Source organism: Pseudooceanicola profundi, from assembly GCF_050897955.1.
Lineage (GTDB): Bacteria > Pseudomonadota > Alphaproteobacteria > Rhodobacterales > Rhodobacteraceae > Pseudooceanicola.
On the sequence record NZ_JBPAXZ010000001.1, the window covers coordinates 301,689 to 325,662 of the forward strand.

Annotated in this window: 22 protein-coding genes and 1 tRNA gene; 14 read left to right on the plus strand and 9 right to left on the minus strand. The window is 63.5% G+C overall.

The genetic code is table 11. The annotated features are described in order from the left end of the window. The first annotated feature begins 103 nt into the window (after positions 1–103). Positions 104–1,678: an exosortase E/protease, VPEID-CTERM system gene (gene xrtE, locus ACRARG_RS01515; protein ID WP_432688210.1), complete on the plus strand. Its 1,575-nt coding sequence runs from the start codon at positions 104–106 to the stop codon at positions 1,676–1,678. A 40-nt stretch (positions 1,679–1,718) separates the two neighbouring features. Here xrtE and ACRARG_RS01520 read toward each other — a convergent pair. Continuing rightward, positions 1,719–1,795: transfer RNA gene (locus ACRARG_RS01520), tRNA-His, on the minus strand. A gap of 426 nt (positions 1,796–2,221) precedes the next feature. Here ACRARG_RS01520 and ACRARG_RS01525 point away from each other — a divergent pair. Continuing rightward, the gene (locus ACRARG_RS01525) at positions 2,222–2,422 is read left to right on the plus strand and encodes a DUF6324 family protein (RefSeq protein WP_432688211.1); all 201 of its coding nucleotides are present in this window, start codon (positions 2,222–2,224) and stop codon (positions 2,420–2,422) included. Between the two features lie 3 nt (positions 2,423–2,425). Here ACRARG_RS01525 and ACRARG_RS01530 read toward each other — a convergent pair whose 3' ends face one another. Further along, complete coding sequence (locus ACRARG_RS01530; RefSeq protein ID WP_432688212.1) at positions 2,426–2,890, minus strand: MmcB family DNA repair protein; 465 nt, start codon at positions 2,888–2,890, stop codon at positions 2,426–2,428. 105 nt (positions 2,891–2,995) lie between these two features. On the opposite strand from ACRARG_RS01530, the gene ACRARG_RS01535 reads away from it, so the two are divergent. Both ACRARG_RS01535 and ACRARG_RS01540 read left to right on the plus strand, forming a co-directional pair. Then, complete coding sequence (locus ACRARG_RS01535; protein ID WP_432688213.1) at positions 2,996–4,279, plus strand: hypothetical protein; 1,284 nt, start codon at positions 2,996–2,998, stop codon at positions 4,277–4,279. Then, positions 4,276–5,013, plus strand: coding sequence for a COG3904 family protein (locus ACRARG_RS01540; RefSeq protein ID WP_432688214.1), 738 nt, complete (start codon positions 4,276–4,278; stop codon positions 5,011–5,013). The genes ACRARG_RS01535 and ACRARG_RS01540 overlap by 4 nt, the downstream gene beginning before the upstream one ends. 294 nt (positions 5,014–5,307) lie before the next feature. On the opposite strand, the gene ACRARG_RS01545 is transcribed toward ACRARG_RS01540, so the two are convergent. The 3 genes from ACRARG_RS01545 to ACRARG_RS01555 form a co-directional block, all read right to left on the minus strand. Then, positions 5,308–5,610 (minus strand): hypothetical protein, encoded by a 303-nt coding sequence (locus ACRARG_RS01545; RefSeq protein ID WP_432688215.1) that lies wholly within the window; start codon positions 5,608–5,610, stop codon positions 5,308–5,310. Between the two features lie 99 nt (positions 5,611–5,709). Next, positions 5,710–5,985 carry a hypothetical protein gene (locus tag ACRARG_RS01550; protein WP_432688216.1) on the minus strand — a complete coding sequence of 92 codons (276 nt, stop codon included), beginning with the start codon at positions 5,983–5,985 and terminating at the stop codon, positions 5,710–5,712. Continuing rightward, complete coding sequence (locus ACRARG_RS01555; protein ID WP_432688217.1) at positions 5,978–8,776, minus strand: [protein-PII] uridylyltransferase family protein; 2,799 nt, start codon at positions 8,774–8,776, stop codon at positions 5,978–5,980. The genes ACRARG_RS01550 and ACRARG_RS01555 overlap by 8 nt, the downstream gene beginning before the upstream one ends. An 84-nt stretch (positions 8,777–8,860) precedes the next feature. Here ACRARG_RS01555 and ACRARG_RS01560 point away from each other — a divergent pair, with 84 nt between their 5' ends. The 5 genes from ACRARG_RS01560 to ACRARG_RS01580 all read left to right on the plus strand — a co-directional run bounded on the left by ACRARG_RS01560 (position 8,861) and on the right by ACRARG_RS01580 (position 12,152). Beyond that, positions 8,861–9,328, plus strand: coding sequence for a YbaK/EbsC family protein (locus tag ACRARG_RS01560; protein ID WP_432688218.1), 468 nt, complete (start codon positions 8,861–8,863; stop codon positions 9,326–9,328). 108 nt (positions 9,329–9,436) lie between these two features. After that, entirely contained in the window at positions 9,437–9,898 is a 462-nt protein-coding gene (locus ACRARG_RS01565) for a DUF2852 domain-containing protein (protein WP_432688219.1), read from the plus strand. Between the two features lie 83 nt (positions 9,899–9,981). Then, a complete protein-coding gene (locus tag ACRARG_RS01570) occupies positions 9,982–10,431 on the plus strand; it encodes an RDD family protein (protein WP_432688220.1) in 450 nt (149 codons plus the stop codon). A 280-nt stretch (positions 10,432–10,711) separates the two neighbouring features. Beyond that, positions 10,712–11,527: an arginyltransferase gene (locus ACRARG_RS01575; RefSeq protein ID WP_432688221.1), complete on the plus strand. Its 816-nt coding sequence runs from the start codon at positions 10,712–10,714 to the stop codon at positions 11,525–11,527. A 193-nt stretch (positions 11,528–11,720) separates the two neighbouring features. Beyond that, a complete protein-coding gene (locus ACRARG_RS01580; RefSeq protein ID WP_432688222.1) occupies positions 11,721–12,152 on the plus strand; it encodes a DUF1236 domain-containing protein in 432 nt (143 codons plus the stop codon). 304 nt (positions 12,153–12,456) lie between these two features. Here ACRARG_RS01580 and ACRARG_RS01585 read toward each other — a convergent pair whose 3' ends face one another. The 3 genes from ACRARG_RS01585 to ACRARG_RS01595 form a co-directional block, all read right to left on the minus strand. Then, a complete protein-coding gene (locus ACRARG_RS01585) occupies positions 12,457–14,811 on the minus strand; it encodes a TRAP transporter large permease (protein WP_432688223.1) in 2,355 nt (784 codons plus the stop codon). Between the two features lie 15 nt (positions 14,812–14,826). Next, positions 14,827–15,720, minus strand: a complete 894-nt coding sequence (locus tag ACRARG_RS01590) for a TRAP transporter small permease subunit (protein ID WP_432688224.1) — start codon at positions 15,718–15,720, stop codon at positions 14,827–14,829. 75 nt (positions 15,721–15,795) lie between these two features. Continuing rightward, positions 15,796–16,881 carry a TRAP transporter substrate-binding protein gene (locus ACRARG_RS01595; protein WP_432688225.1) on the minus strand — a complete coding sequence of 362 codons (1,086 nt, stop codon included), beginning with the start codon at positions 16,879–16,881 and terminating at the stop codon, positions 15,796–15,798. 636 nt (positions 16,882–17,517) lie between these two features. Between ACRARG_RS01595 and ACRARG_RS01600 the strand changes: the two genes are divergently transcribed. From ACRARG_RS01600 to ACRARG_RS01615, 4 genes are all read left to right on the plus strand, one after another. Next, entirely contained in the window at positions 17,518–19,272 is a 1,755-nt protein-coding gene (locus ACRARG_RS01600; protein ID WP_432688226.1) for an acetolactate synthase 3 large subunit, read from the plus strand. Positions 19,273–19,289: 17 nt separating this feature from the next. Then, entirely contained in the window at positions 19,290–19,856 is a 567-nt protein-coding gene (ilvN, locus tag ACRARG_RS01605; protein ID WP_432688227.1) for an acetolactate synthase small subunit, read from the plus strand. 237 nt (positions 19,857–20,093) lie between these two features. Further along, entirely contained in the window at positions 20,094–20,408 is a 315-nt protein-coding gene (locus ACRARG_RS01610) for a hypothetical protein (RefSeq protein ID WP_432688228.1), read from the plus strand. A gap of 181 nt (positions 20,409–20,589) precedes the next feature. Further along, a complete protein-coding gene (locus tag ACRARG_RS01615; protein ID WP_432688229.1) occupies positions 20,590–21,327 on the plus strand; it encodes a helix-turn-helix domain-containing protein in 738 nt (245 codons plus the stop codon). A gap of 96 nt (positions 21,328–21,423) precedes the next feature. On the opposite strand, the gene ACRARG_RS01620 is transcribed toward ACRARG_RS01615, so the two are convergent. Beyond that, positions 21,424–22,575, minus strand: coding sequence for a pyridoxal phosphate-dependent aminotransferase (locus ACRARG_RS01620; RefSeq protein ID WP_432688230.1), 1,152 nt, complete (start codon positions 22,573–22,575; stop codon positions 21,424–21,426). Positions 22,576–22,620: 45 nt separating this feature from the next. Here ACRARG_RS01620 and ACRARG_RS01625 point away from each other — a divergent pair, with 45 nt between their 5' ends. Further along, positions 22,621–23,955: a M48 family metalloprotease gene (locus ACRARG_RS01625; RefSeq protein ID WP_432688231.1), complete on the plus strand. Its 1,335-nt coding sequence runs from the start codon at positions 22,621–22,623 to the stop codon at positions 23,953–23,955. Positions 23,956–23,974: the final 19 nt, after the last annotated feature.

Genomic DNA, 23,974 nt, shown 5'->3' on the forward strand with positions numbered 1-23,974 from the left:
AATCATGCAAATCGATGGGGCCTTTCCAAAAGGCCACGTTTCTCTGGTATGGCGTGCAAGCGCCATACCAGCTCTGCTCATTGCAGAATACACGCTGCTTTTTATGGGGCTGGCCTGGGCATTTGACGGGGCGGACCTGAAACAACTGCCGGCGATCTGGCTGACGATCCTGTGGCAATCCAGCCTCGGCGTCGGCGTCTTCATTCTTGCGCTCTGTGCTGCGCTGATCTTTTTCCGCGACCCGCTGAAACAAGCGCTGCGTGGCGCTGCGCCGCATGTCGGCCCTGTGCAGGCAGGCTGGGCCATTCTGCACGTCGTGACGGCGGCCGGGTTTGCCTTTGGCATGGTGTCGGTCCTGGCTCGGCCCGAATTGGCCGCAATGACGGGGGTGGCGGGGCTGGTGGCGCTGATGGCGCTGGCGCTGGTCAGCGTCGCGGCCCTGACGCGGTCCCTGCTGGGCGAGGCTCTGGTGCCGCTCTTCCGGGAGGCGGCGCTGCCCCTGCTCGCCTCTCTCGCGCTTGGGGCGGTGGCCGCGCTGGCCACCCTGCTGATTTTTCCCTACTGGCCGCGTCTTGCGGGACCGACGCTGCACCTGACCTCCTGGATGTTGCAGGCCTGCTGTGGCGACGTGACGGTCTATCCCGAGCATCAGGTCATCCAGCTGGGCGATTTCCCGGTCTTTGTCGACAGAACCTGTTCCGGGATCGAGGGCATGGCCCTGATCGCGACCTTCATGACGGGCTATCTCATTCGGTTCCGGGCCGAACACCGCTTTCCGCATGCACTGATCCTGCTGCCCGTCGGCCTGATGGTGTCGTTCATCGCCAATGCCATGCGGCTGGCGCTGCTGATCGTCATCGGCGCCTATGTCAATCCGGAGCTTGCCAAAGGCGCCTTCCATTCGATGGCCGGCTGGATATTTTTCTGCGCCCTGACAATCGGGCTTGTGGCGGTGGCACGGCGCGTGCCCTGGGTGCAGGACCGACAGAATGCGCCGGCGCTGCGGTCGGGCGACAATCCGACGGCGGCCTATCTGCTGCCCTTCCTGGTCTGGCTTGCCCTCAGCCTGCTGGCCTCGGCGTTTCAGACCGACCTCACCCAGGGGGCCAATCCGGTTTATGGGGGGCAGGTGATCCTCTGTGCGGGCCTGCTCTGGCACTTCAGGGGGCGGTACGATCTGCCGCCACTGCGTGAGTGGTGGGGCCATGGCAGCCTGTTGCAGCGTCTGTCGCCCTGGCTGATTGGCGTCGGTCTGTTTGTGATCTGGGTCGCGCTGGCCCCGGCGACCACGGCAGAGGAACGCGCCATGCCGGGTATTCTGGCACAATGGTCGCCCTCTGTTGTGCTGCTGTGGATCCTGTTCCGCCTGGTTGGCACCGCCATCGTCGTTCCGGTGATCGAAGAGCTGGCTTTTCGCGGCTTCCTTCAGCGGCGCGCCATCTCGGCGGATTTCACGACGGTGGCCCAGGGCAGGCTGACCCCGGCGGCGGTTGCGATCAGCGCCGTCGTCTTTGGCCTGCTGCATGCAAGCTGGTTCGCCGGTATCCTGGCGGGTGTTGCCTTCAGCGTTGCGACAGCGGTGCGCGGGCGGCTGAGCGATGCGATCATCGCCCATGCGGTCACCAATGCGCTGCTCAGCCTTATGGTTCTAAGTCTCGGCCGGTGGGACCTCTGGTAGGTCCGGACTGTCGGCTTGCCGGGCAATGTGCGGAGGGAAGTGGTACCGCCTCCCTGGCTTGAACAGGGGACCTCTGGATCCACAATCCAGCGCTCTAACCAACTGAGCTAAGGCGGCACGTGCAGGGGCACTTACAGATCCCCGATGTCGATTGCAAGTGTGCACTGACGGGAAAATTTGCCGCGCCGGTCTGGCGCGCGCCTTTCCCAGGGCTTGGGCCTCCGGCAGCCGTCGGCGGAACGCATGATCTGAGGACAGATGGCGGGGGTGACTGGCCGGCAAAAGTTCAACCAATACATCAAGATTAATAATTTTTCTACCTAAACAGATTCAGAAACACATCGCCTGGTTCATGTAAGACATTGTAATTGCTTGCTATATATCCAAATCTCAAAATCCACCTTACAGTGTAAATGCACCTTAAGCCAACTCTTGCGGATTCCTAGGACAGAGCCCGGCAACAGCATGATCCGAACGTACAGCGACGACTTGAATCCTGCGGCGCGGCGCGATAGCCACGTTCATCCGAAACAGGAGGCCCCTATGAGCATCGACACGGAACGTGACATCGAAGCCAATCTGCAGATCGGCCCGACCGACCAGGGCATGGTCCGCCTCTTTATCGAAGCCGGAAAGACCGAGATCCCGATGGATTTCGACCCGGACGAGGCGCGCGAGATTGCCGAAGAGATCATGGCCGCCGCACAGGCCGCCGAAGCCATGGGCAAGAAGCGTCGGAAGTGAGCCTCAGAGCAGGCCGGAGGTGATCTGAGGGTCGCGGTAGCCCTGCAGCCGCCGCAGCCCGTCCCGCGCGATCTTCTGCATCAGCATCTTGCGCCGGGCGCCTGCAAGTTTCACCTCTGACGGCATGCGGACAATCTCCCCGCCCCAGGCATCGGCGATGATCAGGCCACTTTCCTCCGGCAGAAGCTCTACCGGGAAGTCCGGCCCCACGGCCCAGAAGAACCGGTCGCAGAACTCCAGATAGCCCTGCCATTTGCTGTCGGACATGTAATCCGCGCGGCTGGACTTGCATTCCACGACCCAGAGCTCCCCTTTCGGACCAACCCCCATCACGTCGACCCGCAGGCCACGGGTTGGCACGAATTCCTCCAGAACAGCGAAATCATGGCTCAGCAGCAGACGGCTGACACCCCGGGCAATCAGCTGGCCGGGCTGGAAAAGGGACAGATCGGGTTCCGTGATACTCATAACGTCATCATGAACATTGCGTGAACAAACGCAAGGTTCGGGCGTGCGGGCTGGCGCGACCCTGCCTCCGGCCCTATTTTCATCAGGGTCTTCAAGGGGGAACATATGTCCGCAGGAACCGAACGCGGCGCCCGCATGGCGCGGGAGCTGGAGGGGCATCTTGGCTGGCTCGACAGTTTTACGGGGGCGGCGCTTGGCGTGCTGTCTGTAGCGTCGGGCATCTACACCTATCTGGGGGTCTCGACGCTGCTGGATGGCGACGGGGCGATGAAGGCCTTTGCCGCCATCGCCTATTCCGTCGCCGTGTCGACCGGGATTTTCGTCTTCTGGTCCTACATGATGCGGCTCTTCCCGGCGATGCAGACGCGACGATCGAGAATGGGTCTTCTGGGCGCCATGGGGCTGGGGTCGCTGGCCATTGTTGCCATGTCCTCCTGGCTGAATGCAGCGGCGCTGGCCGGGGCCGCGGCGGTAGAGCAGCATCTGGCGGAAACCGTGCAGGATTATCAGGGATCGCTGGAGCGGGCGCATGAGATTGCCATTTCTGCCCAAGGGCTTGAGCGGGATGTGGCGCGGGTCCGGCAGTCGTTCGAAGACCTGTCGGAGCAGGAGGCGGCCGGGACTTTGTCGGGCCTCGCGGGCCGGGGCGCGGTGTTCCGCGTGCTGCGCCAGAAGTCAGCAGAGCTGACCGCGCTGGAAAGCCAGATCGCCGCGCAGGGCCCGCTGGTGGACAGCGCCTTTGCGGAAGGAAATGCGCTTTTGTCGCGGATGCGGGCGCTGACGGTGGAGCCGGGGCCGGTCGAGGGCCGCTCCGTCGAGTTTTCAGAACAGGCGGTCCAGCTGGCCGGGATCATCACCCGGCTGCGGCAGCTTTCGGTGGCCCCGCTGGTGGACCGGGCGGCGCAGGACCTCGCCGCATCCGTCGTCCTGCCGGAGCTCGATGGCCAGACGGAAGAAAACCGGACCAGCCAGTCTGCCACGATCTCCTCCGTGCTGGAGGTTTTGCAGCAGCGGGCCGCCACGCTCCAGACGGCGGCGGCGGAGGTGATCGCCATGCCGCCCCCGGCAGAGAGCACCTATACGCCGATTTCCGCCGCTGATGCCGTCATCCTCTATGCGCGCAATTTCATCCCCTCCTGGGCCGGCGCGATTGCCATCGACCTGCTGCCGGCCGTTCTGGTGCTGATCGTGGCGATCACACAGGGGCTGATCCGCGAGGGGCGCGAAGGCGCGGCGATCGAGGACACGATGACTATTTCAGAGCTACGGGCGGCCCTGCATGCCGCGCGCGGGATCGACCGGGAGCTGATCGAACCGCCTCAGCCTGTCGCCGGGCCTGAAACGGGCGTGCCTCCGCCTGAGGTGCCGCGCCGGGAGGCAGCGGAATGATCTCCGACGCCGAAAAGCTGAAGCCGATCCGGCGCACGCTGGGCTGGGTGCTGGGCTTCCAGCTGGTTCTGGGCGCGGTGCTGTTTCTGGGCGATATCGGGCGGGATTTCTCCTGGCCCTCCTCCGGTCCCAAGGCGCCGCGCTTCGAGACGCCAGTGTCGCCGGGCGACCAGACCCGCCGCTATGAGCCCACCCTGCCCGCCGCCCCGGGGATCGAAACGACGGGGCCAATGCCTACTCGGATGGTGCTGACCACGGATGACGAAGGCGGGCGGCTGTTGACCGGGCGCATCCAGCCCGGAGACGGGGCGCGGATTGCGCGAGAGCTGGCGGCGGGCGGGGCGGAGCCTGTGCGTCTGCATTCGCCGGGTGGGTCGGTGTCGGACGCGTTGGAGATCGGGCGGGCGATCCGCACCAAGGGGATCGCGACGCGGATGGGGGCGGAGGATGTGTGCCTCTCGGCCTGTCCCTATGTCTTTGCCGGTGGGGTTGAGCGCAGCGCGGCGGAGGGCGCGCGGCTGGGCGTGCACCAGCATTATTATGGCGAAAACACGCTGCTGCCGGCCTTTCTGGCGGTGCAGGACATCCAGCGCGGACAGGGCGAGGTGATGCGCTATCTCGACCAGATGGGGGTCGATCCGATGTTGCTGAGCCACGGGATGGCGACGCCGCCGGATGCGATCTACATCCTGTCGGCGGAGGAGCTGGGGGAGTACGGGCTGGTGACGGAGTAGCGGGGCGAGATCGCAGGCACCGCCCCAGGCACTGCGCCATAATTGCGCAAATCCACTGCCTCACGCCCCGGTGACGGCAGCATTTGAGACACCCCCTTGTCGGCGCCCCTCCCATCCCCTATCTCCTGCCGAGGCGGGTGCTGCCCTTCTCGTGAACGGGTACATTCCGGTGGCCTTAAGCAAATCCGAGGGAGCTGGCTCTGTCCGAGCCCTGGTTCGGTTACCCGGCGCCCACCTGTATGAACAGGTCCTCGGGAATGCGTCACCCAAACGGTTGCGTGCGGGCCCGCCGCCCTATCTTTTCTGCCGGACCGGCTGAACCGCCCGCTGCGGTGCGGGCGTCAGCGGCAGGCGCAGGCCGCCACGCGGGCCGGGGTCTTCCTTCATCTGCATGATCGCGATGGCGAACTGCACCCCGGCAAAGACGATGCCGTTGAAGAACCACAGCAGGAAGGCCGCCAGATAGCCGCTGGACGACCCCGTTACGAGGTGACGCAGCCCACCCACGTCAAGCCCGATTAGCAATGCGGCGAAGAGGGCGGCAATGCCAAAGCCAATCAGGACGCTGATGATATAGAGGCGGATCAGTTTGGGCATGGCAAAGCTCCGGCCGGATGAGTCCCGGTCAATATATCTCATTTCAGGAATGTATTCACCCCCTGCCCGGCGTTCCCAACCGGGACGGATGGACGCAGCCTAATGTTGCCGCCGTCCCGCCCGGCCACCGCGACGCCCGCCGCGCGTCATGGGGGCGAGCCCCTCCTGCATCAGACGGGTCATCGGGTGATCCGGCTCTGCCACGCCATATTGTGCCAGCAAGGCGGTCAAGGCATCGAGTTGGGCGATCTCATCGGGCAGGCTCAGCGCCCAGTCCATGAGGATGGAGCGGCATTCCGCCTCCCCGATATTCTCGATCCGGTAGGATTCTCGGATCAGGCCTTTGGGATCGTTTGGATTTTTGGCCTCAGGCATCCGCGCCATCCTCCTTGTCGACATGCAGCGCTTGGTCGATCATCTCACCTGCGGCCTCTCGCTGCGCGGTCAGAAGCGCCTCCAGCGCGGCCCGGTCCGACACATCGGCCGCCGCCTGCAACCGGGCGCAGCCGCCCTGGCCCAAAGCATCGGGGTCGAGCGGCTTGTCTGACAGGAGCTTGGCCGTCTGGTGCAGGCGGGACAACAGGGCATGGGTTTCGGCCAGGGTCGCGGCACCGCCCCCCGGCAGCCATCCTGCGGCTTCTGCCCCTTCCAGCCCCTGCCTCAGATCGGCGTCCGGCCGGGCGGCGGCCAGCGCACCGGCCTGGCTCAGCAATTCGATCTCCTGCATGCGGCCCCGGCCCAGCTTCATGTCCCAATCGGCCCCCGCGCCCTTGGCCTGCGCGATGCGCGCGCGCATCTCCGCCGTCTCCAGCCGCAGGGTTTCAGCGTCGCGCGGGCGGGAGAGCAGATCGTGGCGGAAGCTCTCGACCTCTTCCATCAGCGCGTCGGGCCCGGTCACGGGGCGGGCCAGCGTCAGCGCCATATGTTCCCAGACCCAGGCCTTGTCCTCCTGATATTCGCGGAAAGCGGCGAGCGAGGTGGCGACCGGCCCCTGATTGCCGGAGGGGCGCAGGCGCATGTCGACCTCGTAAAGCCGCCCCTCGGCCGTGGGCGCCGAAAGCGCAGTGACCAAAGCCTGTGTCAGCCGGGCATAATAGGTCCGCGCGGGCAAAGGGCGGCGGCCTTCGGAGGCCTCCTGCCCATCCGCGTCATAGATCACGATCAGGTCGAGGTCGGAGCGGGCAGACAGCCTGCGCGCGCCCAGCGATCCCATGCCCAGCACAATCGCCCCGCGTCCGGGCGGGGGCCCGTGGCGGGTGGCGAAATTCGCCTGAACCTCGGGCCAGAGCGCGCGGAGGACGGCATCGGCAAGGTCGGTATATTGGCGCGCGGCCTCCTCCGGCGGGATCAGCGCGCGCAGGTGATGCACGCCGACGCGGAAATGCCATTCCTTCTGCCAGCGGCGGGCAGCGTCGAGCCGCGTCTCGTAATCGGGTTCGCGGGAGAGTGTGCGCGTGAGCTGCGCCGTCAGCGCCTCCGCCCCCGGCCAATCGGCAAAGAAAGAGCCGCCGATCACCGCATCGAAGACCCCGGAATTGCGCGACAGATACAGCGCGAGATCGGGCGCCGTGCCGGTGATATCCCCTAGCAGATCAATGAGTTGCGGGTTCGCCTCAAACAGAGAGAAAAGCTGCACACCGGCGGGCAGACCGGCGAGGAAGCCGTCGAAGGCCGCCAGCGCCTCCTCCGGCCGGGCGGCGCGGGAGAGCGCCTCCAGCAGGCGAGGCCGCAGGCGCTGGAAGATCTCCTGCGCGCGGGCGGATCGTAGGGCGGGATAGCTGCGCCAACGCGTCACCAGCGCATCGTCGACGGGCAGATCGGTTGGCGCGGTCGCGACGCCCAGCTTCTGCGCCTCGCCCGCGAAAAACCGTTCGCAGGTGGCATGGACCTCTTCCAGCCGGGCCTTCAGCGCCTTGCGGAAGGCGGCGGGCTCCATGTCCGACAGGCAGGCGATGCGGGCGATCCCCTCGTCGCTGCCGGGCAGCGCATGGGTCTGGGCATCGTTCACCATCTGGACCCGGTGTTCTGCTTCCCGCAGCGCCCGGTAATGCCCGGCCAGCATCGGCGCGACATCGGCGGGGATCCAGCGGGCGTCGGCCAGCCGGGTCAGGCTCTCGACCGTGCCGCGACTGCGCAGGCCTGGGTCACGGCCACCGGCGATCAGCTGGTGGAACTGGGCGAAGAACTCGACCTCCCGGATGCCGCCCCGGCCCAGCTTCAGGTCATGGCCCGGCAGGGTAATCGCCCCGTGCAGCCCCTTGTGGTCGCGCATGGCGCGGCGCATGTCATGGGCGTCGCGGATGGCGGCGTAATCGAGGTGGCGGCGCCAGACAAAGGGCCGCAATGCCTCAAGAAATCGATCCCCGGCGGCAAGGTCGCCCGCACAGGGGCGGGCCTTGATATAGGCGGCGCGCTCCCAGGTCCGGCCGAGGGATTCGTAATACCGCTCCGCCGCCTCCAGCGACAGGCAGACCGGCGTGACGGAAGGGTCGGGCCGCAGCCGCAGGTCGGTGCGGAAGACATAGCCTTCGTCGGTAATGTCGCTGAGCGTGGCGGCCATGGTGCGGGTGGCGCGGATGAAACCGGCGCGGACCTCATCGAATGTGTCGCGGTGCCGCTCTTCGTCGAAGAGGCTGATGAGGTCGATGTCGGAGGAATAGTTGAGTTCTCCGGCGCCCATCTTGCCCATGGCGAGAATGACCATTCCCGCTCCGGTCTCCAGATCCTCCTCCGTCACGCCGGGTAGTTTTCCGCGCCTTTGCAACGGGGCCAGCGCGGCGCCGAGTGCCAGGTCACAGGCAAGGTCGGCAAACTCCGTCAGATGGCCGGTGACCTGTTCCAGCGGCCAGACGCCCGCCAGATCGGCCAGGGCGATCAGCAGGGCGAGCCGGCGTTTGCCCTGACGCAGCCCGGATTTCAGCGCCTCTTCCGGCAGGGCGCGGAGGCGGGCGAATTCTTCGGCCAAGGCGGTTTCGGGATCGTCCAGCGCCGGGCCGATCCAGTCCGCCTCTTTCTGAATGAGGGTCAGCAGATAGGGGCTCGACCCGCCTGCCCCGGCGATCAGATCCCCCAAAGGTCCAGCCAGATCAAGGGCCTGGCGCGCATCCGTGGCGCGATCAGGCTCAAAGGGGCGCGGGCAGCGCGTCATGCGGGCGGCGAAACTCATGTCAGAGATGTGCGACGCATTGCGGGGCTGGTCAATGGGGCGGAAGGGGGTCATGGTGCGCCCCGCAACAGACCGGAGCCCGCCATGAGCAAGAGCCGCAAACGTGTGACCGCCGCCCTAGAGGCCGCCGGTATCCCGGTGGAGATTGTTGAACTGGGCGAGGCGCGCACCGCCCAGCAGGCGGCGGACGGGGTGGGCTGTCACCTCGACCAGATCGCCAAGTCGATCATCTTTGCGGGGGCGGAGAGCGGCGCGGCGCTGCTTTTCCTGACGGCGGGCGGCAATATGGTGGATAGCGACAAGGCGGCAGCTGTGGCGGGGGAGCCGCTGGTCAAGGCCGATGCGGCGCTGATCCGGGCGCAGACCGGCTTTGCCATTGGCGGCGTCTCTCCGGTCGGGCATCTGAACCCGATCCGGGCCTGGCTGGACCCGCGGCTGCTGGAGTTCGAGGATATCTGGGCCGCTGCCGGCACGCCGCACCATGTTTTCCGGCTAAAGTCAGCCGTTCTTGGCGAAATTTCTGGCGCTGAACAGGCTGATTTTATTCAGTAATTCAGAATAATGTAAAATCTTTTCACATAGACCCTTGTGTCAGGGCATTGGCATTCCGATCTAGTGTAATGTGAAACGCCTTCACATTGACACAAACGGAGAACTGACATGACCCCCGCCACCGCCACGGCTTATTCCTCTCAGGGCACCTCTCAGATGTCCTGGCTGGGCAAATCCGAGGCCTGGCTCGACAGCAAGGGCAAAGGTGCCTGGATCGCCGCGATGGTCCTGGGCTTTGTCTTCTTCTGGCCTGTCGGCCTCGCCCTTCTCGCTTACATGATCTGGAGTAAACGCATGTTCCGCAAATCCTGCCGCCATTCTTCCCGCCGCTACGAAGTGCATCGCGCCGGGGCGGCCGCGATGAAACCCAGCGGCAACACGGCCTTTGACGCCTACAAGACCGAGACCCTGCGCCGCCTCGAAGAGGAGCAGGACCAGTTCGAGGCCTTCCTGGAGCGTCTGCGCGAAGCCAAGGACAAGTCGGAATTCGACCAGTTCATGGACGAGCGCGCCCGCAAGGCACGCGACACCAGCGCAGAGGCCGAGGACAAACAGTCCGAAGACGCGTAAGCTGGTACACTCACCCGGGGGGCCGTAACCGGCCCTCCTTCGCACAATTCCCATTTGAACGAAGTCACCTGACGGAGACCCCGATGTACGCCACCGACTGGGCCCTGCCCGATCCGGCCACACAACCGGAATTTTATGCCGACGTGCCGATGAAGCGCCTGCTGGCCTGGGTGGTCGATGCGCTTCTTACCGCGATCGCCGTTGTGCTGGCCCTGCCGTTTACCGCGTTTGTCGGGCTGTTCTTTTTGCCGGTGCTCTGGCTCTGCGTGGGCTTCGGCTATCGCTGGCTCACCCTGGCAGGCGGGTCCGCGACACTGGGCATGCGGCTGTTTTCGATAGAACTGCGCGATCAATATGGCCAGCGGTTCGATAGCGGAACGGCCTTTCTGCATACCATGGGCTACAGCATCTCACTCGCCTTTCCGGTGCTGCAGGTGATTTCCATTGTGCTGATGCTGACCGGCGCGCGCGCCCAGGGGCTGACAGATAACCTTCTGGGCACGGTGGCGCTGAACAAATCCGCCAGGGTCTGACGCGCCTGCGTCAAATCAGCGTGACTGATTGGCCGCGGACTGGCGACAATATGGTCGCCCGTCGCCCGGAAATGGGACCTTTTGTTCAATTTCCTGATCATTTCCGGCCAAGGCCAGCGCTCCGCAGAGGGGTTTTGTTTACACTTTAGGAACAAAACGCGCCCTCAGGGGGCGCCTCCGCCGGCGGATCGCAACCTCAGGAAGAACGCGGCCAGCCAACCTTTGACAAGTGGCACCGCATCTGTATCGTGGCTGAAAACCTGTCTGCTGCCCGACATCCATGCGTCATTCTCTTCCTCTGTCGCCGCAATTCTATGTGACGGCGCCACAGCCCTGCCCTTACCTCGAGGGCCGGATGGAGAGGAAGTTGTTCACCTCCCTGAGCGGCGCGGGATCGGAAGCGCTGAACGACACCCTGTCCAAACAGGGGTTCCGGCGCTCCCAGAACGTTCTGTACCGCCCGTCCTGCGCCGATTGCGCGGCCTGCCTGTCGGCCCGCATCGACGTGTCGCGGTTCAAGCCCACCAAAAGCCAGCAGAAGACACTGCGCCGCAACCGGGGGCTGGGACGCAAGGCAACCTCGCCCTGGGCGACAGAGGAACAATACGAGCTGTTCCGCACCTATCTGGATGCGCGCCATGCCGATGGCGGCATGGCGGATATGGACGTTTTCGAATTTGCCGCGATGATCGAGGAAACGCCGATCCGGTCGCGGGTCATCGAATATGCGGATGATGTGGCGGGCCTCCGGGCGGTGGCGCTGACCGACGTTCTCGATGACGGGTTGTCGATGGTCTATTCGTTTTACGACCCGACCCGGCCGGCGGACAGCCTCGGGACTTATATGATCCTCGACCATGTGGCGATCGCGCGCGAGGCGGGGCTTCCTTATGTCTATCTGGGATACTGGGTGCCGGGATCGCCAAAGATGGGCTACAAGGCGAAATTCTCCGGGGTGGAGCTTTATGTGGGCGGCGCCTGGCAGCCGATGCGCGATCCTGAGGAGTACGATTCCGAACGGCATCCGCTGAAGACCGACCCGATTGCCGAACAGGTGGCCAATATCTCTCTGCCGGACCTTCGCTCGCCGCGCTGACCCCGGCGATCGGGGCCGGATCACGGCGCGGCGGCCGCGGATCAGGCGCTTTGCATTATTTCAGTTTGTTACAGGTTTCAGGAGGCCATCCGCCGACCCTGAGCACAGCTGACGGACCTCTTTTCATTTCACGGTGTTGTTTTCTCAGCTGACGGTGCGGGACCCCGCGCCGCGAAAGAAGAAAGGACACATCATGTTCAAGAAAATTGCTATCGCCGCTGTTGCGGGTTCCGCCGTTCTGGCCTCTGCCGCCTATGCCGAGACCGAGGTTCAGGTTTACACCAAGGACAACACTGAGACGAAGGCGGGCAATGCCCAGGCCGGTGCCGTAGGCGGAGCTGCCGCCGGTGCCATGATCGGCGGGCCGGTCGGGGCCGTGGTCGGTGCTGCTGTTGGTGCCACGGCCGGCAACAAGCTGACTCCGGAAGAAAAGGTCGTCACCTATGTCGAGACGAACCCGGTCAAGCCTGTCATCGTCGATGGTGACGTGGTGGTCGGCTACCTCGTGCCCGAGGATGTCGTGCTGACGCCGGTGCCGGAGACGCAGTATTCCTACGTTTATGTCGAAGAGCAGCCTGTGATCGTCGATGCGCAGACCCGTCAGGTTGTGCAGATCGTCAACTGATCCCGCTGTCAGGATGGAAGCGGCCCGGGCCTGCCCCCGGGCCGTTTTTCTGTGCCTGAGGCGCGACAGAGGGCAGCGCCCGACCGCGGGCTGGCGCCGCTGCCTTGTGTGGTCCGCATTTTATCCTCTCGTGGTAGCCTGCCCTTCTGAGCGCGCTCTATCGGTGACGAAGCGCCCGCCCGGGGGGCGGTCGGGCGCTGCCCGGCGGCCCTGCGGGCCTTGATTCCGGGCCGGCACGACGACGAGACCGACATGAAAAAGGCCCGGATCGCTCCGGGCCTTTTCGCATTCGATGATGGTCAGATCACTTGCCGATCAGGTCCGGCACGATCGTCACGATTCCCGGCACGAACCAGAGCAAGCCAAGCCCCACCACCTGGATCAGCACGAAGGGAATGATCCCACGGTAGATATGCCCCGTTGTCACCGAGGCCGGCGCCACGCCGCGCAGGTAGAAGAGCGCAAAGCCGAAGGGCGGGGTCAGGAAAGACGTCTGAAGGTTCACCGCGATCATGATCGTCACCCATTTCGGGTCGAAGGAGCCGCCGTAAATCACAGGGCCGACGATGGGGACAACGATGTAGATGATCTCAAGGAAATCCAGAACGAAGCCCAGCACGAAGAGCACCAGCATCACCAGCAGGAAGACCGTGAACTCATTGTCGAAGCTGCGCAGGAACTGCTGGATGTAGTGCTCCCCCCCGAAGGAGATCACCACGAGGTTCAAAAGCTGCGACCCGATCAGGATGGTGAAGACCATGGAGGTGACCTTGGCCGTCTCGCGCACGATGGGCTGAAGAACACCATTCCGGAACAGAACGATACAGCCGTAGATCATGCCGATGCCCGCAACCATGTAGGCCGCGGCGGCCACGAGGAAGCCGATGCGGTTTTCAACCGTCACGACCTCCTGGTTCATCCGCAGGTCGAAGTTCATGCCGATCAGGATCAGCGCGGCCAGCGCCAGCGTGGCCCAGATGATGATCTGGCCGGAATTGCCCTCGTCCTTCAGCTTGCGATAGGCGGCGAGCATGATCGCGCCACCGGCCCCAAGTGCCGCGGCGGGCGTCGGGTTGGTGATGCCGCCCAGGATCGACCCCAGCACGGCGATGATCAGCACCAGCGGCGGGAAGACGACGCGGATCAGGTCATTCTCGGCCATACGCGCGGCGGCATGTCTCAGCGACCACAGGCAGATCGCCAGCGGGATCAGCAGGATCAGCACCGTCGTGCCGCCAGACGTGAACGGCGTAATAAAGACGGTATCGAGCATGAAGGCCAGCGCCACGCCGATCACCCCGACCCAGAGCGGGCCGGCCGGGGCGGAGGGCTTCACCCCCCGTGCAATCGCCAGCGTCAGCAGGACGAGGCCAAAGAGCGTCGCCACGCCGGAGCCGACGGGCGCCGCACTGGCTGCCTTGTTGGCAACAGCCTGCTGGATTTCCTCCTCGGTCAGCTCGCGGGAGACCTCGGTATTGCCGCTGTCGGCGGCGGACTGGCGCGCGGCGACAGAGCTGTCCCAGCGGGCCTGCCCGTGCAGGTCGATCATCGCCGCCTTGCAGTCGTCGGAGACATTGGTGCGCAGCGCATCGATCCGGTCGACCTGGCTGTAGTTCGACACCGTCAGGTCCTGCGATCCGATGAGCCGCATCTCCGTCGCGACGAAGAGGCCGCCGATGATGACGATGGGCATAATGACGAACCAGGTCAGGCCCTCGCGGCGGGTGATGACCTCTCCGTCCGACTCCTCGATATGCACGGCCGGGGCCTTGGACGGGTTGAACATGGCATAGCCGAAGGCATAGGCGCCATAGAGCACGGCCAGCAGGATGCCCGGCAGCAGCGCCGCCTGAAAGAGCGTGCCGACAGAGACAACGGCGGGACGGCCAAGGTAGGTCAGCGCGTCGGTACAGCCGTAGGTCTGGGCGCGTGTCTCCTGCGCGGCGGAATAGAGATCGCCCGCCAGCGTGCCCAGCAGAACGATCACGATCGAGGGCGGGATGATCTGCCCCAGCGTGCCCGACGCGGCGATGACGCCCGTTGACAGCTCTGGCGAATAGCCGTTGCGCAGCATAGTGGGCAGCGACAGCAGGCCCATGGTAACCACGGTCGCACCGACGATCCCGGTGGAGGCGGCAAGGAAGGCGCCCACGACCACAACCGACACGGCCAGACCGCCCGGCAGCGGCCCGAAGACCCGCGCCATGGTGGTCAGCAGGTCATTGGCGATTTTGGAGCGTTCCAGCGTGATGCCCATGAGAACGAACATCAGCACGGCCAGCAGCGTGTCGATGGACTGGCCTGCAAAGACCCGCTCGTTCATCCGGTTCACGATGAAGGAGATGTTGCGGTCCATCGCCGTTTCCCAGCCGCGATCAAAGATCGGCTGGGCCAGCGTCGGCAGGTCCGGGTATCGGAAATGCGAGATCGTGTCAGGCTTTACGCCCGAATTCACCAGATCGCGGAAGGCCTGGGACGAGCTGTCGATGGCCTGATGGATCAGCAGCCCCTGACTGTCGAGCCAGGCGATGACCGCAAAGGAGATGAGCCCGGCGCCGGGAATGGCGAAAGCTACCGGAAAACCCGAAAGGATCCCCGCAAACAGGCTGAGGAAAACGATGATGAGGCCAATCTCGACGCCATCCAGACCAAAAAGCATGTCCCTGCCCCTACCTTAATGCGTGCCTTCAAAGGCTTCTTCACCCTCGCCCAGCGTATCGCGGTCGAGGTACTTGTTATTGCTCTCCTCGCCTTCCACGAACTCCAGGAAGGAGCGGTAGAAGAAGGACACCGCCTGCAGGAAAACCAGCGCGATGAAGCTGAGGATCAGGATCTTGAAGAGGAAATAGGCGTTGAACCCGTCCGGGCTGAAACTCACCGTCTCCACGTTCCATTTCACGATCTTGGCCTTGCGCAGCATCAGCTCCAGCTTGTCGGAGGCGGAGACCTTGGGCGTGATCAGATGGCGCCACAGGAAGAACCAGGAATACATCCACATCAGCGTCGCCACGGGGATCATGAAGAAGAGCGCGCCGAACATATCGACGAGCTTTTTCCCGCGATGGCTGAGCGGCGCGTAGATCAGGTCGACCCGGACATGCGCGCCCTGGACAAAGGCGTAAGCGACGCAGAGCGCCACCACGATGGCATTCCAGAGCTTCATGCCTTCGGAATACCAGGTCATGGAATAGGTGAAGCCCAGGCCCAGCGGAGAAATCGAGATCTCGCCCAGCCGGAAGATCGACTGCAGGAAGATCACGATGATCTGCTGGCCAACCATGATCAGGCCCGCCCAGGCTGCGGTGCGGCCGACGAAATTGGCAATCGTTTCAAGCGTGCGGACCACGCCCCACATGAATTGCCGGAAGATCAGGCCCAGAACGGTGAACACGAGGAAGATATCGAGGAAGGCAAAGAACAGCTCTTTCGATCCGCCGTAATAGACGAAGCGGATCAGGCTTTCCTTGTCGGCCCAGTTCAGCCAGAGGCCCGGGTGGGTCACGGCGTAAGCGATATTGTAGAATCCGAGGCCCATTTCCGTGAAGAGCCAGATCAGACCGTTCAGCATTCCCCATCCCCCCGAACGTAAGGTGCGCGCGGGTTACCGCGCGCACCGTCAGGTTTCAACGTTTTTTCGCGTCGATTACACGCCGAAGGTCCGCGTACGCTGCGCCACATAGGCGGAGTCGGACAGCGAGGCCCAGCCGGCGGTTGCGTTCATCGACTTCTCGGCGGATTCGCGGATCTTGGCGAAGAGCTCGTCATCCATGAAGCCGTCGAGAACGCCCTTGGCGGCGGTGGCATAGGCATCCCAAACATCGTCGGAGAAGCTCATGATCTGCGTGCCGCCATCCTTCAGGCGCTGCAGGGCCGGGCCGTTGTTGGCCATGAACACCGCGTAGTTGTGCTGATGCGCATCGGCGGCGGCGACTTCGATGATCTTCTGATGCTCCGGCGACAGGCCGTCGAAGATCTCGAGGTTGCAGGCGACGGACAGCGCCGCGCCCGGCTCGTGGAAACCCGCGGGGTAGTAGTAGTCGCAGACCTCCTGCAGGCCCAGCTTTTCATCCGACCAGGGGCCGATCCATTCGGTCGCATCCAGCGCGCCGGTGGACAGGGCCTGGTAGATTTCGCCGGCCGGAATGGTCTGAACGGAGGCGCCCATGGCCGCCACGGTCTGACCGCCGAGGCCCGGCATACGGAACTTCAGGCCTTTGAAATCGTCAGCGGATTCAATCGGCTTGCGGAACCAGCCGCCACCCTGCGCGCCGGTCTGGCCGGCGATGAAGGACTTCAGGCCAAAGACCTCGCCCAGCTCGTGATGCAGCGCCATGCCGCCGTTGGCATAGTACCACACCATCATTTCGGGCGCGGTCATGCCGAAGGGCACGGTGGTGAAATAGGCCAGCGCCGGGTGCTGACCGGTGAAGTAGTAATCGGCCCCGTGGTACATGTCGGCCTGACCGGAGGTCACGGCATCAAACACCTCCAGCGCGCCGACAAGCTCGCCCGCGCCCTTCGGGTCGATGGTGAGCGAGCCGCCCGACATCTCGTTGACGTTATTGGTGAAACGCTCCACCGAATCCCAGACCCCAGCCAGGCCGCGCGGCCAGGTGGTGACCATGGTCAGCGTGGTACCGCCCTGCGCAATCGCCGGAGCGGCGAGCGAGGTGGCGGCGGCAGCCGTGCCGCCCATGGCGGAGGCCTTCAGAAAAGAACGACGATCCATTTGTTTCCTCCCAACAGATCAATCCAGCCGGAGCGCGATCCCCAAATGTTAACGCAAACGCCGACGATTTTAGTGGGGTCAACCTACATATAAGCATCCGTCGTGCAACATTTTTTTTGCCAAGTTACGCAGCGACTTACATGCGGGTGTCACGCAATGGATCCTGTCAACCATTGCCGCAGCGCCATTGCTGCAGGGCAGCGTGATGCCTGTATACAACAGCATCGCCCTGCCCCTCCGCCCTTATCCACAAGTGATTGGCAGACTCACCAGGCGCGTTCGGCCCCAGAACACGCGCCGTCGCCCGGCCAAACACGCGCACAGGCCATCTGTTGACGAATCTGGAATAGTTTTTCGCGATAGACGCAACTTTCGAAAAGATTTTTATCATGACGCGACATTTTTCGTCGACATTTGCGGTTGACCTTACTGCACCAAGCCCCTAATCCTCCCCCCAGCAACAAAGGACCCTCGGGTGATGTCGATGATCGCACTAATCGTAATCGTAGGAGATTGGCGCATGGGCCGGTAAACACCGGAACCTGATCAGGACCCCATGCGCCCCCGGAAAATCCCGGGGGCTTTTTTTGTTGGTTGAGCATGGCCCGGAAGGGCGTCGCAGAGCGGAGAGAACATATGGCACGTCAGATGAGCGGTGCGCAGATGGTGGTTCAGGCGCTGAGAGATCAGGGTGTGGACACGGTATTCGGATATCCGGGCGGCGCGGTCCTTCCGATCTATGACGAGATTTTCCAGCAGAACGACATCCAGCATATTCTGGTCCGCCACGAACAGGGCGCGGTACATGCGGCGGAGGGTTACGCGCGCTCGACCGGCAAGCCGGGCGTTGTGCTGGTGACCTCCGGCCCCGGGGCGACCAATGCGGTGACGGGTCTGGCGGATGCGCTGCTCGACTCGATCCCGATTGTCGTACTGACGGGTCAGGTGCCGACCTTCCTGATCGGGTCTGACGCTTTCCAGGAGGCCGATACAGTTGGCATCACCCGCCCCTGCACCAAGCATAACTGGCTGGTGAAGGATACTGCGAACCTGCCCGCCACGATGCATGAGGCGTTTCACGTCGCCACCTCCGGCCGGCCCGGCCCGGTGCTGATCGACATTCCGAAGGATGTGCAGTTCGCCACGGCGACCTATATGCCGCCGTCCAAGCAGGTGCAGCAGCGCTACCAGCCGCAGCTGAAGGGCGACATGGAGGCGATCACGGAGCTGGTGGAGGCGCTGGAAGTCGCCAAGCGCCCGGTCTTTTACACCGGCGGCGGCGTCATCAACTCCGGCCCCGCCGCGTCCCAATTGCTGCGGGAGCTGGTGGATGCAACCGGCGCGCCGGTGACTTCCACCCTGATGGGGCTGGGCGCCTATCCGGCCTCCGGCAAGGGGTGGCTGGGGATGCTCGGCATGCACGGCCTCTACGAGGCCAATATGGCGATGCATGACTGCGACCTGATGATCAATATCGGGGCGCGGTTCGACGACCGGATCACCGGCCGCATCGACGCGTTCAGCCCGAATTCCCGCAAGGCGCATATCGATATTGATCCGTCTTCGATCAACAAGGTGATCCGGGTGGATATCCCGATCGTCGGCGATGTCGCGCATGTGCTGGAGGACATGCTGAAGGTCTGGAAGGCCCGCGGCCGCAAGATGGACCGCGAGGCGCTGGCGAAATGGTGGAAGAAGATCGACCAGTGGAAGGCCGTGGACTGCCTGAAATACAAGGGCTCTGATACGGTCATCAAGCCGCAATATGCGCTGCAGCGGCTGGAGGCGTTGACCAAGGGGCGCGACCGCTATTTCACGACCGAGGTCGGCCAGCACCAGATGTGGGCGGCGCAGTTCCTGACGTTTGAAGAGCCGAACCGCTGGATGACCTCCGGCGGGCTTGGCACCATGGGCTACGGCTTCCCGGCCTCCATCGGTGTGCAGATGGCGCATCGCGATGCGCTGGTGGTGAACGTGGCCGGCGAGGCCTCCTGGCTGATGAACATGCAGGAGATGGGCACGGCGGTGCAATTCCGCCTGCCGGTCAAGCAGTTCATCCTGAACAACGAACGGCTTGGCATGGTGCGCCAGTGGCAGCAGCTGCTGCATGGCGAACGCTATTCGCATTCCTGGTCCGAAGCCCTGCCCGATTTTGTGAAACTGGCAGAAGCCTTTGGCGCCAAGGGGATCCAGTGCAAGGATCCGAAGGACCTCGACGATGCGATCATGGAAATGATCAATTACGACGGGCCGGTGATCTTCGATTGCCTGGTTGAGAAACATGAAAACTGCTTCCCGATGATCCCGTCGGGCGAGCCGCACAATAAGATGCTGCTGGGCGAGGCCACGACCGAGGGCGCGATCCAGGGTGCCGGCGCGGCGCTGGTGTAAGCAGGGAGGAAACGGATATGAACGCTCTGCAACTCAAGAAGGGCTCGACCAAGCATTCGGCCTATGATCTACGTCCCACCTTCTCGGACGTGGTGGAAACCCACACCCTTGCGGTGCTGGTCGACAACGAGGCGGGGGTTCTGGCCCGCGTCATCGGGTTGTTCTCAGGCCGGGGCTATAACATCGACAGCCTGACTGTCGCCGAAGTGGATCATCTGGGGCATCTGAGCCGCATCACCATCGTCACCCGTGGCACGCCGCAGGTGATCGAACAGATCAAGGCGCAACTGGGCCGCATCATCCCGGTGCATGAAGTGCATGATCTGACGGTGGAAGGCCCCTCGGTCGAGCGTGAACTGGCGCTGATCAAGGTCAAGGGTGCAGGCGACAAGCGGGTGGAGGCGCTGCGGCTTGCGGATATCTTCCGCGCCAATGTTGTCGACAGCACATTGGACAGCTTTGTTTTCGAGATCACCGGCGCGCCCGAGAAAATCGACGCTTTTGCCGATTTGATGCGCCCTCTGGGTCTGCTGGAAATGGCGAGAACGGGCGTCGCCGCGCTGGCGCGCGGTATCGAAGCCTGACATTCGGCCAGGTGCGGCGACAATCTGCCGTTTTGCTTGGCTATTGTTTTGGGTGTCGCAACGTCATTAACACTGGGCTGCGAGAGGTCGCTGGTCAGATGACTCTCCGGCAGGTGCCCGTTTGGACGCTGACGCCGGAAAAGGAATTATACAAGTGTCGCGACCGGACCCCGTCGCGGCCCCGGATCTGCGACCGCCTGACTGTGTCAGAACGGCGCCAAGCTCAGGCGCATGCTGTTGGGCGATCAGCTCGCATTGGCCGACCTGCCTGACACCGCTACCTTCTTGAATCTCCATACGAACCAGGTCGCCGGCACAGGGCGCCTCAACAGTGGTTCGGATGTCGAGATACGCAAGATCACCCTGGTCTTCGCACCAGATGACGGCCTTTCGGCTCTCTGCGCTGCTCCAAAGGACGACGCCCAGCATCGGCTTCTCCCGCAATTAATCCACAGGATCACTCTGAATAAGCAAACTGCACCAGAGAATTCCCAAAGCTGTATCGACGCCACGAATTTTGTGTCGCGTTTTATTTTGAATGTCGCTATATAGAAAAACACTGACGCTTAATAACGTCAAACGGGGATTTTTAGGTGCTAGTTAGCGTCATGTTATATCTACAACAAGAAAAAATGCGGAGACAGTGCACTTGTCACAATCTGCCAAGAAGCGGAGTCAGCCCTCACCTGACCCAGCAGAATTAAGAAACATCTTCGGATCCAACCTCCGACAGATGAGCTCTCAATACCCCTCGATCGCGGGTCTGTGCCGGGAGCTCGGCATCAACCGCACACAGTTCAACAGATACCTCAGCGGAGAAAGTTTCCCCCGGCCGGACGTCCTGCACCGCATATGCACCTTTTTTGGCAAGGACGCCCGTATCCTGCTAGAGCCCGTCGAGAGCGTGCCAGATAATGGCAACGATATGCTCAGCCACCCGGTTATCCGGGATTTTCTTGGGCGGAATTCCACCGATGTGCCTGAAGAGATGGTGCCTTCCGGCCTTTACAGGTTCTCGCGGCGGTCTTTCGTTGACGATAGTCAGGCCGTTCTCGGGCTGATGCTCATCTTCCGGGAGTCAGGCTTTACCTTCCTGCGGGGATACGAGGCGAAAGAGGCGATGGAACAACAAGGCCTGTCGACAAAAGGGCCGGACCGGGAATTTCGTGGCGTCTTCCTGCAACAGGAGGAAGGGGTCGCAAATATCGCCTCCAGACGCGGGTCGATCACCTGTTCTTATCAGTTCCTGTCGCGCTATCCGACGATGGACGGGCATTTTCTGGAAGGATACTCCGCCAGATCGGCGCGTGAATCCGTACGGACCCGACGGGTCGGCCGGACCGTTTACGAATATCTGAATAATAATCGGGACGCGATCCGCTGGACGGCAAAGCATGCCGGGCTTTTGCCGCAGGAGGATCTGCCCAAGTTCCATCAGAGGCTTCTGCGTTTCGACGAAGCGTTCCAGTGATAAGCCGGGCGGGCCGGGCGGTTCAGCCGGTCCGCCCGGAAATCCCACAATATCCCCTGCCCCGCGTCGCCGTCACCAGCACCCAAAGGCCAGTGATCAAGTCGACAGTCTGCGCTGTGTGAACCGCGCGAGCCTGCGCATGCCTTCGTGCATGTCCGGCGTCGGCCCGGCATAGGAAAAGCGCCAGGTCCCCGCGCCGCGGCGCGGGTCAAAATCATGTCCCGGCGTGACGGCCACGGCTTCCTCGGCCAGGAAATCCTTGGCGAGGGTCAGGCTGTCCTCTCCCAGATGGCTGACATCGGCATAGACGTAGAAACCGCCGTCGGGCGGCGCGAACCGGGTGATGCCGGCGGCCTCCAGCCCGTCCACCAAAATCTGGCGGTTGCGGGCATAGGTGCGGCGGTTGGCTTCCAGTTCGTCCATCGAGTCCAGCGCACCAAGGGCCGCCACCTGGCTGGCATGCGGGGCGCAGATAAACAGATGCTGCGCCAGTTTTTCGACCGGGCGCAGCCAGTCCGGCGGCACCACCATCCAGCCGACGCGCCATCCGGTCATCGAAAAATACTTGGAGAAGGAGTTGATGACAAAGGCATCGTCCGTCACTTCCAGCGCCGTCACGGCCCGTTTGTCGTAATGGAGCCCGTGGTAGATCTCGTCAGAAATAAAGGCCGTATCGGCGTCCTTGGCCGCTGCGGTCAGCGCGCCGAGCGCGTCGCGGTCCAGCATGGTGCCGGTCGGATTGGCAGGGGATGCAACCATCACACCGTCGAGATCGCGGTCAGTGATATGATCCGGACGCAGCTGATAGCCATCCTGCGCCTCGGTCTGGATCAGATCGGCCTGCAGGTTCTGCGCCTTGAGGATCTGGCGGTAGGACGGATAGCCGGGGCTGGCGATACCAACGGTCTGGCCAGCCTCAAAGAGGGCCGCAAAGCTGAGGACAAAGGCGGCGGAGGAGCCGGAGGTCACGATGATCCGCTCGGGATCGACATCCACGCCGTACCATGACTGGTAGAGCGCTGCGATGCGGTCCCGCAATTCGGGCAGACCCAGCGTGAGCGTATATCCCATCGGATCTTCGTCGAGGGTCTGTCTGACGCGGTCTCGGGCACGTTCTGGGGCGCAAGAGCCGGGCTGGCCGACTTCCATATGGATCACGTTGCGCCCCTGTGCCTCTGCTTCGGCCGCCATTCCCATGACATCCATCACAATAAAGGCATCAACGTCGCCCCGGGTTGAAACTGGCATGTGGTTCTCCGACAGTGACGGTGCCTTTTCAAACGGAGACACCGCGTGAGGTCAACCGCGCGCCCCCTTCTCTTTGCCCTTATTATTCTGGGGCTGCTGAATTTTACGCCACGACCCGGTCAGGCCGCGTCGCTCATTCGTGATGCCGATATCGAATTTTCGCTCGGTCAGCTTGCCGCCCCGATCCTCCGGGCTGCGGGGCTCAGCCCGTCGCGGGTTGGCATCTATGTGGTCGACGATCGGAATATGAATGCCTTCGTGCTGGACCCGACGGCGATCTATATTCACAGCGGTATGATCCTGCGGCTGGAGCGCGCGGCAGAGCTGCAATCCGTGATCGCCCATGAGGCCGCGCATATCGCCAACGGCCATATCGCGCGGCGTTACGCCAATATGGCAGCCACGCGCAATGTGATGCTGCTGGGCGCCGCGCTGTCTGTTGCGGCCGGGGCCGCCACGGGTCAGGGCGCGGCTGCGGGCGGTGTGGCGCTTGGCGTGGCCGGATCGGCGCAGCGGGTGTTCTTTGGCCATACCCGGGCCGAAGAAAGCTCGGCCGATCAGTCGGGCATACGGTTCATGGCGGCGGCCGGGGTCGATACGCAGGGCGCCGTCAGCGTGATGGAGCTGTTTTCGGGTCAGGAAGCCCTGCCCGCCCGGCGTCAGGATATTTATGCGCGGTCCCATCCGTTATCGCGCGACCGGCTGCGCAATCTCAAGGCGCTGGCGGTAAGCTATGGCAAGCCGGTGAAGCCCGATCCGGCGGCCGAGTATTGGTTCGACCGGGCCAAGGGCAAGCTCTCGGCCTTTACCCGCAATCCGAAATGGACATTCCAGCGCGCGAAAGAAAGCGCGCCGGATGTCCGCGCCATGCGCGAGGCTGTGGCGCATCACCGGCTGAACCAGACCCAGAAGGCGCTGGCGGCGCTGGACCGGGCCCGGGCGATCCGGGCAAACGATCCCTATTACGACGATCTGCGCGGCCAGATCCTGATGGAAAGCCGCAACTTCGCGGCCGCCGCGCAGGTCTATGCCGCAGCGGCCAAGCGGGCGCCGGGCAATGCGCTGATCCAGGCCAGCTATGGCCGGTCTCTGGTGGCGCTTGGCGGGGCACAGAATTTCAAATCTGCGGTCAGCGTTCTGGAACGCGCGACGCGCGATGACTGGCGCAATGGCATGGCGCTGCGCGATCTGGGAACCGCCTATGCCAAACAGGGGAATACCGGCATGGCCTCGGTCGTGACGGCCGAAGGGCATGCGATGCGCGGGCGCACGCGCGAAGCGCGGGTGCTGGCCGAACGCGCCGCCGGGCTGCTGCCAAACGGTTCGCCGGGTTGGCGCCGTGCCCAAGATGTGTTGAATGCCGTAAATGAAAGAAACTGACCCTATGACCGGAGCCTTC